The sequence below is a fragment of the Allobosea eneae genome (genome assembly GCF_042657265.1).
Lineage (GTDB): Bacteria > Pseudomonadota > Alphaproteobacteria > Rhizobiales > Beijerinckiaceae > Allobosea > Allobosea eneae.
Genome location: NZ_JBHSLW010000011.1, coordinates 63,369 through 77,153 on the forward strand (window position 1 = coordinate 63,369; position 13,785 = coordinate 77,153).

General features: G+C 67.0%; 14 protein-coding genes. 8 read left to right on the forward strand and 6 right to left on the reverse strand.

Translation table 11 applies throughout. The features are described from left to right. Positions 1 to 20: 20 nt before the first annotated feature. The gene (locus ACFPOB_RS10300) at positions 21 to 761 is read left to right on the forward strand and encodes an SDR family NAD(P)-dependent oxidoreductase (RefSeq protein ID WP_377798060.1); all 741 of its coding nucleotides are present in this window, start codon (positions 21 to 23) and stop codon (positions 759 to 761) included. 155 nt (positions 762 to 916) lie between these two features. Here ACFPOB_RS10300 and ACFPOB_RS10305 read toward each other — a convergent pair whose 3' ends face one another. Further along, the gene (locus tag ACFPOB_RS10305; RefSeq protein ID WP_377798062.1) at positions 917 to 1,720 is read right to left on the reverse strand and encodes an MBL fold metallo-hydrolase; all 804 of its coding nucleotides are present in this window, start codon (positions 1,718 to 1,720) and stop codon (positions 917 to 919) included. Positions 1,721 to 1,915: 195 nt separating this feature from the next. On the opposite strand from ACFPOB_RS10305, the gene ettA reads away from it, so the two are divergent. From ettA to ACFPOB_RS10320, 3 genes are all read left to right on the forward strand, one after another. Next, entirely contained in the window at positions 1,916 to 3,568 is a 1,653-nt protein-coding gene (gene ettA, locus ACFPOB_RS10310) for an energy-dependent translational throttle protein EttA (protein ID WP_377798064.1), read from the forward strand. A 71-nt stretch (positions 3,569 to 3,639) separates the two neighbouring features. Then, positions 3,640 to 3,927 (forward strand): type II toxin-antitoxin system Phd/YefM family antitoxin, encoded by a 288-nt coding sequence (locus tag ACFPOB_RS10315; RefSeq protein WP_377798066.1) that lies wholly within the window; start codon positions 3,640 to 3,642, stop codon positions 3,925 to 3,927. Beyond that, positions 3,924 to 4,301 (forward strand): type II toxin-antitoxin system VapC family toxin, encoded by a 378-nt coding sequence (locus tag ACFPOB_RS10320; RefSeq protein WP_377798068.1) that lies wholly within the window; start codon positions 3,924 to 3,926, stop codon positions 4,299 to 4,301. The genes ACFPOB_RS10315 and ACFPOB_RS10320 overlap by 4 nt, the downstream gene beginning before the upstream one ends. Before the next feature lie 6 nt (positions 4,302 to 4,307). Here the strand turns inward: ACFPOB_RS10320 and ACFPOB_RS10325 are convergent, their stop codons facing one another. From ACFPOB_RS10325 to ACFPOB_RS10335, 3 genes are all read right to left on the reverse strand, one after another. Further along, positions 4,308 to 5,189, reverse strand: a complete 882-nt coding sequence (locus ACFPOB_RS10325) for an SDR family NAD(P)-dependent oxidoreductase (RefSeq protein ID WP_377798070.1) — start codon at positions 5,187 to 5,189, stop codon at positions 4,308 to 4,310. Between the two features lie 83 nt (positions 5,190 to 5,272). Beyond that, positions 5,273 to 5,842: a TetR/AcrR family transcriptional regulator gene (locus tag ACFPOB_RS10330; protein ID WP_377798072.1), complete on the reverse strand. Its 570-nt coding sequence runs from the start codon at positions 5,840 to 5,842 to the stop codon at positions 5,273 to 5,275. Positions 5,843 to 5,930: 88 nt separating this feature from the next. Then, a complete protein-coding gene (locus ACFPOB_RS10335; protein ID WP_377798074.1) occupies positions 5,931 to 6,833 on the reverse strand; it encodes a LysR family transcriptional regulator in 903 nt (300 codons plus the stop codon). Between the two features lie 90 nt (positions 6,834 to 6,923). Between ACFPOB_RS10335 and ACFPOB_RS10340 the strand changes: the two genes are divergently transcribed. After that, positions 6,924 to 7,847, forward strand: coding sequence for a hypothetical protein (locus tag ACFPOB_RS10340; RefSeq protein ID WP_377798076.1), 924 nt, complete (start codon positions 6,924 to 6,926; stop codon positions 7,845 to 7,847). Continuing rightward, positions 7,844 to 8,857, forward strand: coding sequence for a DUF2891 domain-containing protein (locus ACFPOB_RS10345; RefSeq protein ID WP_377798077.1), 1,014 nt, complete (start codon positions 7,844 to 7,846; stop codon positions 8,855 to 8,857). Before ACFPOB_RS10340 ends, ACFPOB_RS10345 begins: the two co-directional genes overlap by 4 nt. Before the next feature lie 12 nt (positions 8,858 to 8,869). Here ACFPOB_RS10345 and ACFPOB_RS10350 read toward each other — a convergent pair whose 3' ends face one another. Further along, positions 8,870 to 10,015 carry an alpha-hydroxy acid oxidase gene (locus ACFPOB_RS10350; RefSeq protein ID WP_377798079.1) on the reverse strand — a complete coding sequence of 382 codons (1,146 nt, stop codon included), beginning with the start codon at positions 10,013 to 10,015 and terminating at the stop codon, positions 8,870 to 8,872. A 186-nt stretch (positions 10,016 to 10,201) separates the two neighbouring features. On the opposite strand from ACFPOB_RS10350, the gene ACFPOB_RS10355 reads away from it, so the two are divergent. Further along, positions 10,202 to 12,403, forward strand: a complete 2,202-nt coding sequence (locus ACFPOB_RS10355) for a glycoside hydrolase family 3 N-terminal domain-containing protein (RefSeq protein ID WP_377798081.1) — start codon at positions 10,202 to 10,204, stop codon at positions 12,401 to 12,403. 137 nt (positions 12,404 to 12,540) lie between these two features. Next, complete coding sequence (locus tag ACFPOB_RS10360; protein WP_057190882.1) at positions 12,541 to 12,744, forward strand: cold-shock protein; 204 nt, start codon at positions 12,541 to 12,543, stop codon at positions 12,742 to 12,744. A gap of 176 nt (positions 12,745 to 12,920) precedes the next feature. Here ACFPOB_RS10360 and ACFPOB_RS10365 read toward each other — a convergent pair whose 3' ends face one another. After that, complete coding sequence (locus ACFPOB_RS10365) at positions 12,921 to 13,784, reverse strand: DMT family transporter (protein WP_377798083.1); 864 nt, start codon at positions 13,782 to 13,784, stop codon at positions 12,921 to 12,923. Position 13,785: the final 1 nt, after the last annotated feature.

Here is a 13,785-nt window from a genome sequence, read left to right on the forward strand (position 1 = left end):
CATTACAGATATGGTGAGCCATGACGAGACTGGCGAGCAAGAGAGCCCTTGTGACCGGCGGCAGCCGCGGCATCGGTGCGGCGACGGCGCTGAGGCTGGCGCAGGACGGGGCGGATGTGGCGCTGACTTATGAGCGCGCCCGCGACAAGGCCGAGGCGGTGGCGGATCAGATCAGGGCGCTCGGCCGCAAGGCGGTGGTACTGCAGGCCGACAGTGCCGATCCGGCGGCGCTGACCGCAGCGGTCGACATGGCCGCGGCCGAGCGCGGCGGGCTCGACATCCTCGTGAACAACGCCGGCATCTGGCACTATGGCGAGGTTGGGAGCTGGAGCCTCGACGAGATCGACAAGGTGATCGCGGTCAACGTCCGGGCGGTGATCGTCGCCTCGCAGGCGGCGGTGAAGCACCTACCAGATGGCGGGCGGATCATCACCACCGGCTCCTGCCTCGCCGAACGCGTGGTCGAGCCCGGAATCGCGCTCTATGCGATGAGCAAGGCGGCGCTGATCGGCTTCACCAAGGGCCTCGCCCGCGATCTCGGCTCGCGCGGCATCACCGTGAACGTCGTCCATCCCGGCTCGACCGACACCGACATGAACCCGGCCGATGGCGATCATGCCGAGGCGCAGCGCCTGCGCATGGCGATCCCGCGCTTCGGCAAGGCCGAAGACATCGCCGGCCTGATCGCCTATCTCGCCAGCGAGGAGGGGCGCTTCATCACCGGCGCGGGGATCGCCATCGATGGCGGGGTGAACACGTAGGCCTCGTCTCCAACTATCAGCCCTCATCCTGAGGAGGCCGGGAAGTGCCGTCTCGAAGGATGGTCCAGCTGTCTCCTGAGTCTCCTGAAGCATCCTTCGAGACGCAGCCTGCGGCTGCTCCTCAGGATGAGGGCTGGGGGTGGACGGAGCGGCGCTCAATGCCCCGGCAGGACGATGATCGTCGGCTTGGCCGGCAGGCTCGCCTTCGACAGCACGATCTCCGGCCGCTCGCGCCGCTCGACCGGCCAGAGATCCTGCGAGCGCGTCAGGAAGCGGTTGAGCGTGCCGCCGCCGAAGAAGTGCATCGGGATCATTACCCTCGCCTGCACGGCCTTCAGCACCTCCAGCATGCCTTCCTGGTCGAGCGTATAGCTGCCGTCGACCGGGAAGAGCACGATGTCGACCCGGCCGAGCGCGCGCAGATGGCCGGACTCGAGCGGGTGATGGAGATGGCCGAGATGGGCGATGCAGAGCTCGCCGATCTCGAAGACGAACATCGAGTTGCCGTCATAGTCGGTGTCGCCGCCATAGGTGCGGATATTGGTCGGGACATTGCGCACGCGCAGGTCGCCCATCGTGACGTCGTGACGGGCGGCGCCCCTGCCGGATGGGTCCCAGCCCGGCAGCACCTGCTTGATCGCCGGATCGGGCGCACGCGAGTAATGCGTCGAATGCGCCTTGTTCATCGTGGCGATATCCGGCGTCACCGGCGGGCGGACATAGTCGTTGTAGTCGGTCGCGACCTTCACCCCGCCGGCCGTCTCGATCAGGAAGGTGGCATGGCCGACAAAGGTGAGCCTTACCTCGTCCTTGCCGAGGTTGGCGCGCTGGATCGGCAGGCGGGAGCTCGCCATTTCCGGCCGGCAGCCCGGCTCGTTCGACTGGGCGAGGGCAGGCGAAGCGAAAGCAGCCGCCAGCAGCAGCGCAAGTCCTGTCACGGCTCGGGATAGAATGCCCATCGTTCCGCTCCGGCCCTTTTCCAGTGCCGCAGGCTGAGGCAAAAAGCGCGCCCGAGGAAGGCCCGATCTGCGAGGCTGGCGGAGTTGTGAGCGGTGGTGCCCCCGCAAGGTTGCGGCTCGCCATCCGGCCCGCTACATAGCGGCCAGATTTCCCCAACGCCCGAACGCCAGTCGCAAGCGGAGCCCGCACGCCCCATGTCTCGTCAGTTCATCTACCATATGCGCGGCCTGTCGAAGACCTATCCGGGCGGCAAGCAGGTTCTGAACAACATCCATCTCTCTTTCTATCCCGACGCCAAGATCGGCGTTCTCGGCGTCAACGGCGCCGGTAAGTCGACCCTGCTCAAGATCATGGCCGGCTTCGACAAGGAGTGGACCGGCGAGGCCTGGGTCGCCGAGGGGGCGCGCGTCGGCTACCTGCCGCAGGAGCCCAAGCTCGACGAGGCGCTGACCGTCCGCGAGAACGTCATGCTCGGCGTTGCGCCCCAGAAGGCGATCCTCGACCGCTACAACGAGCTCGCCATGAACTATTCGGACGAGACCGCCGACGAGATGACCAATCTCCAGGACGAGATCGAGGCCAAGGGCCTGTGGGATCTCGATTCCAAGGTCGACCAGGCGATGGACGCGCTGCGCTGCCCGCCGGACGACTGGGCGGTCGGCAAGCTCTCGGGTGGCGAGCGCCGCCGCGTCGCGCTCTGCAGGCTGCTGCTGGAGCAGCCCGAGCTGCTGCTGCTCGACGAGCCGACCAACCATCTGGACGCCGAGACCACGGCCTGGCTCGAAGGCCATCTGCGCACCTATCCGGGCGCGATCCTGATCGTCACCCACGATCGCTACTTCCTCGACAACGTCACCAGCTGGATCCTCGAGCTCGATCGCGGCCAGGGCATCCCCTACGAGGGCAACTACTCGGCCTGGTCGGTGCAGAAGCAGAAGCGCCTCGCCCAGGAAGGCCGCGAGGACGCCTCGCGCCAGAAGACGCTGGAGCGCGAGGCCGAGTGGATGGCCGCCTCGCCGAAGGCGCGCCAGGCCAAGAGCAAGGCCCGCATCCAGCGCTATGACGAACTGGTCCAGAAGGCCTCGAACAAGGGGCCGGACACCGCGCAGATCATCATCCCGATCGCCGAGCGGCTCGGCAACAACGTCGTCGATTTCGAGGGGCTTTCGAAAGGCTTCCAGGACAAGCTTCTCATCGATGATCTCACCTTCAAGCTGCCGCCGGGCGGCATCGTCGGCGTGATCGGCCCCAACGGCGCCGGCAAGACCACGCTGTTCAAGATGATCACCGGGGTCGAGAAGCCCGATGCCGGCACGATCAGGATCGGCGAGAGCGTCCAGCTCGGCTATGTCGACCAGAGCCGCGACTCGCTCGACGACAAGAAGAATGTCTGGGAGGAGATCTCGGGCGGCAACGACATCATCTATCTCGGCAAGAAGGAGATCAACTCCCGCGCCTACTGCTCGGCCTTCAACTTCAAGGGCGGCGACCAGCAGAAGAAGGTCGGCTCGCTCTCCGGCGGCGAGCGCAACCGCGTCCACCTCGCCAAGATGCTGAAGAGCGGCGCCAACGTCCTGCTGCTCGACGAGCCGACCAACGACCTCGATGTCGATACGCTGCGGGCGCTCGAAGAGGCGCTGGAGGATTATGCCGGCTGCGCCGTGATCATCAGCCACGATCGCTGGTTCCTCGACCGCATCGCGACCCATATCCTCGCCTTCGAGGGCGACAGCCATGTCGAGTGGTTCGAGGGCAATTTCCAGGATTACGAAGAGGATAAGAAGCGGCGCTTAGGGATTGATTCAACGATCCCGAAGCGCATCCAGTACAAGAAGTTCACGCGCTGAGATGTCTCGCTTTTTGGCGGGTTGCGTGTTAGCTAGGTTAGCTAATGTAATGATCCGCCGCGGAGGCGCCGATGACCGTCGTCAACGTCCATGAGGCCAAGACCAACCTGTCGCGCCTGATCGAGCAGGCGCTGCGGGGCGAGGAGGTCGTGATCGCGCGCAATGGCGTGCCGGCGGTCAAGCTGGTACAGGTCGAGGCGCAGGCCGGGACGATTCCGAAGCGCCAGCCCGGCTTCTGGAGCGGCCAGATCAGGGAGATCGATCCGGACTGGTGGAAGCCTGACGATGGGCTTGCTGATCTTTTCGAGGGCAGCGAAAGCTTCGAAGACCGTGACGGCAATTGGCAGAAGCCAAGGTGAGGCTGCTGCTCGACAGCCACATCCTGTACTGGTGGGCGACAGCCCGGCTCGAGCGCTTGCGGCCCGCCGTCCGTGAAGCGATCGGCACTGCCGAAGACATCTTTGTCAGTGTCGCGACGGCCTGGGAACTCGAGATCAAGCGCAATGTAGGTCGTTTCGATACCGGCTCTTTCGACTGGGCGGCCCCGCCAAGCAATGGCATGACCATTTTGCCGATCGAGCTCGAAGACGCACTCGCCGCAGCCCGTCTACCTCTTATCCACCGCGATCCGTTCGACCGGATGCTCGTGGCGCAGGCGATCAGACGGGGGCTCACCCTGGTGACTGCCGATGGTGCGCTCGACCAGTACGGCGTGGCGATCCTCAAGGCGTAGCTGCTGTTACGCCCGAGCCTCCCCGCCGAGCAGCTTCTGCAAGGCCACGAGGTCGGTTCCGACGAAATCCGAGGAGCGGCTGACCTCAGCCCATTCCGCCGCCTCTTTCTGCCGCTGCGCCTCCGCCTGGGCGAGGACGAAGAGGGCGTCGCTGCCAAGGACGAGATGGGCCGGCAGCGTCTCGCGCCGGCTGAGACCGAGGATGATCCCGGCGATCCTTTCAGGATCGCCGATCTCGTTGCCGACGTAAGTCCTCAGCAGATCGAGCACGGCGCCGACGCTGGGCTGGTAGTCAGGCATGACGGCCGGGGTGTTGCCACGGGCGATCTCGCCCCACGAGGTGCGCATGCCGCCGGGCTCGACGCTGACGATCTTGACGCCGAAGGGCGCAACCTCCCTGGCGATCACCTCGCTGAAGCCGCCGACCGCCCATTTCGCCGATTGGTAGGCGCTGAGGCCGGGCGTGGCGGTGCGGCCGCCGACCGAGGAGATGTTGATGATGTGGCCGGCGCGCTGGGCCCGCAGAACCGGCAGGGCGGCGCGGGTGAGGTTCACGACCCCGTAGAAATTGGTCTCGATCTGGGCGCGGAAGCTGTCCTCGCTGGTCTGCTCGAAGGCTGCGGCGTGGCCATAGCCGGCATTGTTCACGAGCACGTCGAGCCGGCCGAAAGTGTCGACTGCGACGGTCACGGCGACGTTCGCTGCCGCCATGTCGGTGACGTCGAGTGCGAAGGACAGCAGCGTGTCGGGGTAGCGGGCCTCGAGATCGGCGAGGCGACCGGGATTGCGCGCGGTTGCGACGACATTGTCGCCCGCGGCGAGGGCGGCTTCGGCGATATTGCGGCCGAGGCCGCGGGCGGCGCCGGTGATCAGCAAAGTCTTGGTCATGAGTTGTCCTCTCGAAATTGTGAGTGAGCACTTGCTCATTTAAGTAAGCGGAATGGACCTGTTCGCTTCTCTCTTTGCGGGTGTCAGGCGGAGATGCCGTCCCAGAAGACCGCGAAGCCGGCCTTCCTGTAGTGATCGTGCCGGCTGGGCTCCTGGGCGATCAGGTCGAGCGTCATCGAGCTCATCGCGTCCAGAACCGTGCCGGTGAAGCTCTGCGGCTGGTCTTTCAGCAGGCCGTCCTTGCGGCCCTGCTCGAACAGGGCGCTGATCTCGGCGAAGGCCATGGCGGCCTTGCTGCGCGTCTCCTGGCTGATCCGGTCGGAGACGGCGAGCTGGCGCAGCGCCTTGCGCTTGGCCGGGTATTTCGCGCCCCAATCGATCAGCCCGTTCCAGAAATGCTCGAACCGGTCGCGCACGCTGCCGCCGGCCGGATAGGACGCGAAGTTGAGCGAGGCGAAATCGGCCTTCAGCTCGAGATAGAGCTGGTTGAGCAGGTCGTCCTTGCTGGCGAAATAGGTGAAGAGCGTGCCCTCGGCGAGCCTGGCCTCCTTGGCGATCTTGGCGGTGGGCGCGCCGGTGCCGAACTCGGCCACCAGCTTGCAGGCCGCCGCCAGGATCGCTTCGCGCTTCGCTTTGCTGAGGGGACGGGCCATGAAGACGTCAAATCTGAATGAGTGAGTGATTGCTCATTTATCTGGATGCGATGAGCGCGAGAGTCAAGGCCGCCAGCACTCGCTTTTTTTAAAGCGAGCGTCCAGCGCGTTCGATCGTCGCCAGGAACCAAGCCAATGCGGGGTCGCTCGTCGCGCGCCGGCTTTGCAGCAGGTCGATGGCGAAGGGCGGCGCATCATAGGGCAGGGGCGTGAGCGTAACGCCCGCGATATCGGCGAAGAGCATGGCGACGCGCCGCGCCATGGTCGCGACGAGGTCCGTGCCGGCAACGGCGAAGGGCACGGCGACGACATGGGCGAGCGTGACCGCGACGCGGCGCTTGCGGCCCTCAATGGCGAGGATGGCGTCGACCACGCCGGGCGAGCCGTCGCCGCCGGCGGAGAACAGCGCATGCGGCAGCCGGAGATAGGCGTCGGGCGTCAGCGACACGGCATGCGCCTTGTCGCGAATGCAGACGAAATCCTCCTCGAACAGCGTGCGCCTGACGATGCGGGCTGAGTCAGGGAGATGCCCGCCGATCAGCGCATCGACATCGCCGCGCTCAAGGGCGGCCAGACTCGCGGCGGCATCGCCGATCGGCCTGACGACGAGGTCGATGCCGGGCGCGTCCTGGCGCAGCAGGGCGACGAGCGGCGGCACGACGACGAGGTCGCCATAGTCGGTCACGGCAATGGTCAGGCGGCGGTAGGCGGTCGAGGGCTCGAAGGCGGTATCCGGCGCCAGCGTCGCCCTGATCCGGGCGAGTGCCTCGCCGATCGGCCGGGCGAGTTCCAATGCCCTGACGGTCGGCTGCATGCCGGCGGCGGTGCGGATGAAGAGCTCGTCGCCGAACAGAGCGCGCAGGCGCGTGAGCGCGCTGCTCATCGAGGGCTGCGCCAGGCCGATGCGCTGACCGGCGCGGGTGACGTTGCGCTCCTCCAGCAGCGCCTCGAAGGCGACGAGGAGGTTGAGGTCAATGGCAGCCAAATTCATCTGAACAATAGTACTGATAGCAAAAATCGATTTCCACAATGTTGTGAGAGCTGGTGAAAGGAGGGCACTGGAACCCGCCGGAAGAGGCGCATGCGAGCTTCCCTGTCGCGCCTCGTGCCGCGCGGACCGACGATCCTGGCGCTCGGCGCCCTCGTCGGCCTGGCCTTTCCGGCGCTCGCCGAGCTGGTCCGGCCGTCAATGCCGGCGATGATCTTCGTCATCGTGCTCGGCACGCTGCTACGGACCGACACAAAGGCCGTCATCGCCGTGCTCGGCCGGCCCGCGCTGTCCGTTCTGCTTCCCGTCACCGTCATGGTCGCCTGTCCGGTGCTGATCGGCCTGCTCGCTCATCGTCTCGGCCTGGGCGCCGAGCTTGCGCTCGCCCTCGTGCTGGCGACCGCAGCCCCGCCATCGAGCGGCACGGCGGCGGTGGCGCGAATGCTCGGGCTCGACGGCACGGTTCCGCTCGCGGTGACGCTTCTCTGCATGGCGCTTGCGCCGCTCCGCGTGCCGCTTCTGGCCGGCTGGTTCGGCGGGATCGGGCTCAGCGCCTTCGATCTCGCCTTGCGTCTCGCCTTGCTGGTCGGCGGCGCCGAGGGCGTCGCCCTGCTGCTGCGGCGTTGCGCGGGAGCCCAGCTGGATAGCCATGGCGAGGCCGTCGACAGGATCGTGGTCGCGGCGCTGCTTGTCTTCGTGATCGCGACCATGGCCGGCGTGCGCGGGCAGATCGAGGCGGACTGGCACGGCGCGCTGCTCTGCCTCGCGCTCGCCTTCGCCTGCAATCTTGGCCTGCAGTGTGCCGGAGCTGCCCTGGTGCCCGGCGCGCTTGCCGAGCGATTGACCGTCGGCCTCATCCTCGGCAACCGCAATGTCGGGCTGGTCTGGTCGGCGCTCGGCGCCGCGGCCTCGCCGCGCATGGCGCTGTTCTTCGCGGCGACGCAATTGCCGATCTATCTCACCCCGCGCCTGATCGACATGATCATCAGCTATGCCAGAGCAAGGAAGCCATCATGACCGCCGCCCATCTGACGGAAGAGCTCGCGCTCCGTTTCGCCCGCATCGCTCTCGGGCATGTCGGGCGCGAATATCCGAACAAGCCGGACCACACGCTGGCCGGACCGGAGGATGCGCGGACCCCGCGCGAGCTGCATCCGATCTTCTATGGCAGCTATGACTGGCATTCCTGCGTCCACAGCTACTGGATGCTGACGCGCCTGCTGCGGCGCTATCCCGGCTTCGCGGCGGCCACCGATATCCGCGCGTTGTTCGATGCGCAGCTGACGCCCGAGAAGGTCGCGGTCGAATGCGCCTATCTCGCCGCGCCGACCGCCCGCGGCTTCAAGCGCCCCTATGGCTGGGGCTGGCTCCTGAAGCTGGCGGCGGAACTCAGCCTGCTCGACGACAAAAGCTGGTCGAAGATTATCGCGCCGCTGGCCGAGGTCTTTGCGCAGCGCTTCCGCGACTTCCTGCCGCTCGCCACCTATCCGGTGCGGGTCGGGACGCATTTCAACACCGCCTTCGGCCTGCGCATGGCAGCCGATTATGCCACCGCGACGGCGGATGAGGCGCTCGCGACGCTGCTGCGCGAGACGGCCCTGCGCTGGTATGGCGAGGATGCCGACTGCCCGGCCTGGGGCGAGCCGAGCGGCGACGATTTCCAGTCCTCTGCGCTAATCGAGGCCGAATGCATGCGCCGCCTGCTGGCGCCGGAGGCGTTCCTGCCCTGGTTCGACCGTTTCCTGCCGCGGCTGGAGCGCCGTGAGCCGGCGACCTTGTTCCGGCCCGCGACCGTCACCGACCGCAGCGACGGCAAGATCGCGCATCTCGACGGGCTGAACCTCAGCCGCGCCTGGTGCTGGCGGGCGCTGGCTGGCGCACTGCCGGACGGCGATGTCCGCCGTCTGGTGGCGAAGACGGCCGCGGCCGAGCATCTCGCCGCGGGCATCCCGCATATCGCCGGCGACTATATGGGCGAGCACTGGCTCGCCAGCTTCGCCGTTCTCGCTCTGGAGGAGGAGTCCTGAGCGACGCTGGCCTCAGGCCTTGCCCTTCACCAGGATATTGGCGTCGACATCCTGGATGTCGCGCTTGCCGCACAGAGCCATGGTGATGTCCATCTCCTTGCGGATGATGTCGAGGGCGAGCTTGACGCCGTCCTCGCCCATGGCGCCGAGCCCGTAGAGGAAGGGGCGGCCGATCAGCACGCCGCGGGCGCCGAGCGCCACCGCCTTCAGCACATCCTGGCCGGAGCGGACGCCGCCATCCATCCAGACCTCCATGCGCCCGCCGACCTGCTCGACGATTCCCGGCAGGGCCGCGATCGAGGAGACCGCGCCGTCGAGCTGGCGGCCGCCATGGTTGGAGACGATCAGCGCATCGGCGCCGCTCTGCGCGGCGAGCTCGGCGTCTTCGGCGTCGAGGATGCCCTTCAGGATCAGCTTGCCGCCCCAGCGGTCCTTGATCCATTTGACGTCGTCCCAGCTCAGCGTCGGGTCGAATTGTTCGGCGGTCCAGGCCGAGAGCGAGGTCATGTCGCCGACGCCGGTGGCGTGGCCGACGATGTTGCCGAAGCTACGCCTTTTGGTGCCGAGCATGCCCATGCACCAGCGCGGCTTCAAGGCGAGGTTGATCAGATTGGCGAGCGTCGGCTTGGGCGGAGCCGACAGGCCGTTGCGGATGTCCTTGTGGCGCTGGCCGAGGATCTGCAGGTCGAGCGTCAACATCAGCGCCGAGCAGCCGGCCGCCTTGGCGCGGTCGATCAGGCGCTCGATGAAGGCGCGGTCGCGCATCACATAGAGCTGGAACCAGAACGGCTTGTCGGTGTTCTCAGCGACGTCCTCGATCGAGCAGACGCTCATGGTCGAGAGCGTGAAGGGCACGCCGGCGCGGGCGGCGGCGCGGGCGGCGAGAATCTCGCCATCGGCGTGCTGCATGCCGGCGATGCCGGTCGGGGCGAGGGCGACCGGCATCGAGACCTGCTCGCCGATCATGGTCGAGGCCAGCGTGCGGTTGGTCATGTCGACCGCGACGCGCTGGCGCAGCTTGATATTGGCGAAGTCGGCCTCGTTGGCGCGGTAGGTGCTCTCGGTCCAGGCGCCGGAATCGGCATAGTCGTAGAACATGCGCGGGACGCGGCGTTTCGCCAGCAGACGCAAATCCTCGATGGTCAGAAGCTGGGCCATGGTCGCCAAATCCCGCGTTTTCTCCGTTCGCTCGGTCGCATGGAACGAAGCGAGAGGCAACCGCGGAGCCGGCGCCCCTGTCGCTTCAGGCCCTGTTCATCGCGATGCGGCGATGCCAGCGGTTGAGCCGGGCGGCCCGATCCTGTAGGGCGGCCTTCCCACCTCACGCTTCAGCGAGACCTTTCCATGCTTCTGCGGCTCGTCGCTGCATTCCTGTTCTGCGGCCTTGCGACCGTCGCCTCCGCCCAGCAGGAGGGCGTCGGCTGGAAGAGCGGGCGCGAGGCTGCGCAGATCGAGCGCAAGATCACGACGCTGATCGGCAGGATGACGCTGGAGGAGAAGGTCGGCCAGCTCCACCTCTCCGGACGTGGCGAGGGCTTCGACATCAATCAGATCAAGGCCGGCCGCATGGGTGCGGTGATGAACTTCGTCGTGCCGGCGGAGGTTCGGCAGGTGCAGGAGGCGGTGCGCCAATCGCGCCTCAAGATCCCGCTGATCATCGGACTCGACGCCGTCCACGGCTTCTCGACCTATTTTCCGCTGCCACTCGGCCAGGCGTCGAGCTGGAATCCGCAGCTGATCGAGCAGGCGGCCTATTGGACCGGGCGCGAGGCGCGTGCCGCCGGCGTCAACTGGACCTTCGCGCCGATGGTCGACATCTCGCGCGATCCGCGCTGGGGCCGGGTGCTGGAGGGCGCGGGCGAGGACGCTTATCTCGCCAGCGTCATCGCGGCGGCGCGGACGCGCGGCTATCAGCGCGGCGGCGTCGCGGCGAGCGTCAAGCACTTCGTCGGCTATGGCGCGGCCGAGGGCGGGCGCGACTACAACTCGACCTGGATCCCGACGAGCCAGCTGCACGACCTGTTCCTGCCGCCGTTCAAGGCCGCCTTCGACACCGGTGCGATGACGGCAATGGCGGCGTTCAATGCGCTGAACGGCATGCCGGCCACGGCCCATCGCGGCATGCTGACCGACCTGCTGCGCGGAAGATGGGGTTTCCGGGGGTTCGTCACCTCGGATTTCGGCTCGATCACCGAATTGCGGCTGCACGGCATCGCCAAGGACGACGCCGAGGCGGCGCGCAAGGCGCTTCTCGCCGGCATCGACATGGACATGATGGGCGATGTCTACCACAAGCACCTTGCCAATGAGTTGAAGGCCGGCCGCGTGCCGGTGAAGGCGCTCGACGAAGCGGTCCGGCGCGTGCTGCGGGTCAAATATCATCTCGGCCTGTTCGAGCGCGCGGATGTCGACGTCGCCGCCGCGCCTTCGCTGATGCAGACCGAGGAAGCCCGCAAAGTTGCCCGCCAGGCGGCGCGTGAGGGCGTGATCCTGCTCAGAAACGACAAGCAGACGCTGCCGATTGCGCCGACCGTGAAGTCGGTCGCGGTGATCGGCGCCATGGCGGTGCCGGAGGATGAGCGGGTCTGGACCGATCCGGCCGGTCTCGGGCGCCGCGTCGTGCAGCCGCTGCCGGAGGCGCTGCGCGAGCAGCTGCCGTCGGACGTCACCGTCACCTACGAGCCGGCCTTCAGCAAGAATTGCGGCACCGAGTTCAAGGACAAGGACGCGGCGCTGAAGGCGGCGGCCACGGCCGACCTCGTCGTCACCATGCTCGGCGAGGATTGTGAGTTTATGGGCGAGGGCGCCTCGCGCACCAATCTCGGGCTGCCCGGTGTGCAGCAGGAATTGCTCGAGGCGCTGGTCGCGACCGGCAAGCCTGTGGTGCTGGTGCTGGCGACGGGCCGGCCGCTGGTTCTGACCTGGGCGGACAGCCACGTCGCCGCGATCGTGCAGACCTTCCATGGCGGCACCGAGGGGCGCGCCGCGATCGCCGAGGTGCTGGCCGGCAAGGTCAATCCGGCGGGGCGCACGCCGATGAGCTTCCCGCGCTCGGTCGGGCAGATCCCGGTCTATTACGACCAGCTGCCGACGGGCCGGCCGCAGAAGATCCGCCAGCGCTATGAATCCATCTACATGGACGAGGCCAACGAGGCGCTCTACCCGTTCGGCTTCGGCCTGTCTTATAGCCGCTTCGCCTATGCCAATCCGCGGGTGACGAACGCCAAGGTGCCGTTCAACGGCGCGACCGAGGTCGCCGTCGACGTGACCAATCAGGGGGAGCGCGACGGCCAGGAGGTGGTACAGCTTTATATCCGCCAGCCGGTCGCGGAACGCTCGCGGCCGCTGCGCCTGCTCAAGGGCTTCGACAAGATCGCGCTCAAGGCGGGCGAGACCAGGACTGTGCGGTTTAGACTGGAAGCCAAGGCACTTGGTGGCCATGACGACGCCGGCCGCTACCAGCTCGATCCGGGTATCGTGGAGGTTTATCTCGGGGGCTCTTCGCTCGCTACGGTAAGGACCGAGTTCGAGCTGACCGGGCGCTGAGCGGACGTTACGGCAACTGCCGTCGCTTTCATCTCGACAAGCTTGCGTTTTCGGTCAATCCTCAGCTGCGCGGGGCCTTTTCGACATCGTTGCCGAGGGACTCCGTTGCGACCACGGATGCTCCAAGGGATGCGGCGATGGCGACCGGAACCGTCAAATGGTTCAATACCGAGAAGGGCTACGGCTTCATTCAACCTGCCGACGGCGGCAAGGATGTGTTCGTGCACATCACTGCCGTCAAGGAAGCGGGCCTGATGTCCCTGACCGAGGGACAGAAGCTCTCCTTCGACCTTAAGACCGAGCGCGGCAAAACCGCAGCCGGTGACCTGAAGCTGCTCTGACGCAGTTGCAGGATTGGTAGGCGTGACGAAGGCTTCAGGCCTGCGGTTGTGATGACTGCGCCCCAAGCCGGCAGGCTCGCCGTCCCATTGACAACCGGCCCCGGCCGGCGAAGTGACCGCGCGTTCGCGACAGCGCGCGCTGCCGCCCTCGATTTCGACTTCGTCGGCCTTGGCATCTAGCGCGCGTAGCGCCGCGCGCCGGCGACGCAGAGCACGACGGCGGCCGAGGTCGCGATCATCTGCCAACCGACAGTTTCTCCTAGCAACAGCCCCGCCAGCGCCAGGCCGAAGAACGGCTGCAGCAATTGCAGCTGCCCGACCGCCGCGATGCCGCCCTGGGCGAGACCGCGATACCAGAAGACGAAGCCGATCAGCATGCTGAACAGCGAGACATAGGCGAGGCCGAGCCAGGCGGGCCCGCCTGTCTGGCTGAACGAGGCCGGCAGCGTCGCGAGCGAGAGGCCGGCCATGATCGGCAGCGACAACACCAACGCCCAGGAAATCACCTGCCAGCCGCCGAGATGGCGCGAGAGCCGCGCGCCTTCGGCATAGCCCAGCCCGCAGACGATGACGGCGGCGAGCATCAGCAAGTCGCCGACGGGAGAGGCGGCTATGCCTTGCGCCCAGGCGAAGCCGACGACACAGAGGCTGCCGAGGATGGCGAAGAGCCAGAAGGCGGGCTGAGGCCGCTCGCCGCCGCGCAGCACGCCGAAAATCGCGGTCGCGAGCGGCAAGAGGCCGATGAAGACGATCGAATGGGCGGAGGTGACGTGCTTCAGCGCCAGCGCGGTCAGCAACGGGAAGCCGACGACGACGCAGAGCGCGACCACGGCGAGCGGCACGAGGTCGGCGCGGGCCGGTCGCTTTTCCCGGAGCGCGAGCAGGAGGGCTAGTCCGAGCAGTCCGGCGATGGCGGCACGCGCGACGGTGAGGAAGATCGGATCGAAATCGGCGACGGCGATGCGGGTCGCCGGAAGCGAGCCGCTGAAGATGAGGACGCCGATGAAGCCGTTGAGCAGGCCGTTCGTAGTTTTGTCCATG

Bases quoted from the DNA above. Each gene is read 5' to 3' on its own strand.
- ACFPOB_RS10345 (WP_377798077.1), top strand. From the start codon at position 7,844: ATGACCGCCGCCCATCTGACGGAAGAGCTCGCGCTCCGTTTCGCCCGC.
- ACFPOB_RS10300 (WP_377798060.1), top strand. From the start codon at position 21: ATGACGAGACTGGCGAGCAAGAGAGCCCTTGTGACCGGCGGCAGCCGC.
- ACFPOB_RS10360 (WP_057190882.1), top strand. From the start codon at position 12,541: ATGGCGACCGGAACCGTCAAATGGTTCAATACCGAGAAGGGCTACGGC.
- ACFPOB_RS10340 (WP_377798076.1), top strand. From the start codon at position 6,924: ATGCGAGCTTCCCTGTCGCGCCTCGTGCCGCGCGGACCGACGATCCTG.
- ACFPOB_RS10365 (WP_377798083.1), bottom strand. From the start codon at position 13,784: ATGGACAAAACTACGAACGGCCTGCTCAACGGCTTCATCGGCGTCCTC.
- ACFPOB_RS10355 (WP_377798081.1), top strand. From the start codon at position 10,202: ATGCTTCTGCGGCTCGTCGCTGCATTCCTGTTCTGCGGCCTTGCGACC.
- ACFPOB_RS10325 (WP_377798070.1), bottom strand. From the start codon at position 5,189: ATGACCAAGACTTTGCTGATCACCGGCGCCGCCCGCGGCCTCGGCCGC.
- ACFPOB_RS10330 (WP_377798072.1), bottom strand. From the start codon at position 5,842: ATGGCCCGTCCCCTCAGCAAAGCGAAGCGCGAAGCGATCCTGGCGGCG.
- ACFPOB_RS10305 (WP_377798062.1), bottom strand. From the start codon at position 1,720: ATGGGCATTCTATCCCGAGCCGTGACAGGACTTGCGCTGCTGCTGGCG.
- ACFPOB_RS10350 (WP_377798079.1), bottom strand. From the start codon at position 10,015: ATGGCCCAGCTTCTGACCATCGAGGATTTGCGTCTGCTGGCGAAACGC.
- ettA (WP_377798064.1), top strand. From the start codon at position 1,916: ATGTCTCGTCAGTTCATCTACCATATGCGCGGCCTGTCGAAGACCTAT.
- ACFPOB_RS10315 (WP_377798066.1), top strand. From the start codon at position 3,640: ATGACCGTCGTCAACGTCCATGAGGCCAAGACCAACCTGTCGCGCCTG.
- ACFPOB_RS10335 (WP_377798074.1), bottom strand. From the start codon at position 6,833: ATGAATTTGGCTGCCATTGACCTCAACCTCCTCGTCGCCTTCGAGGCG.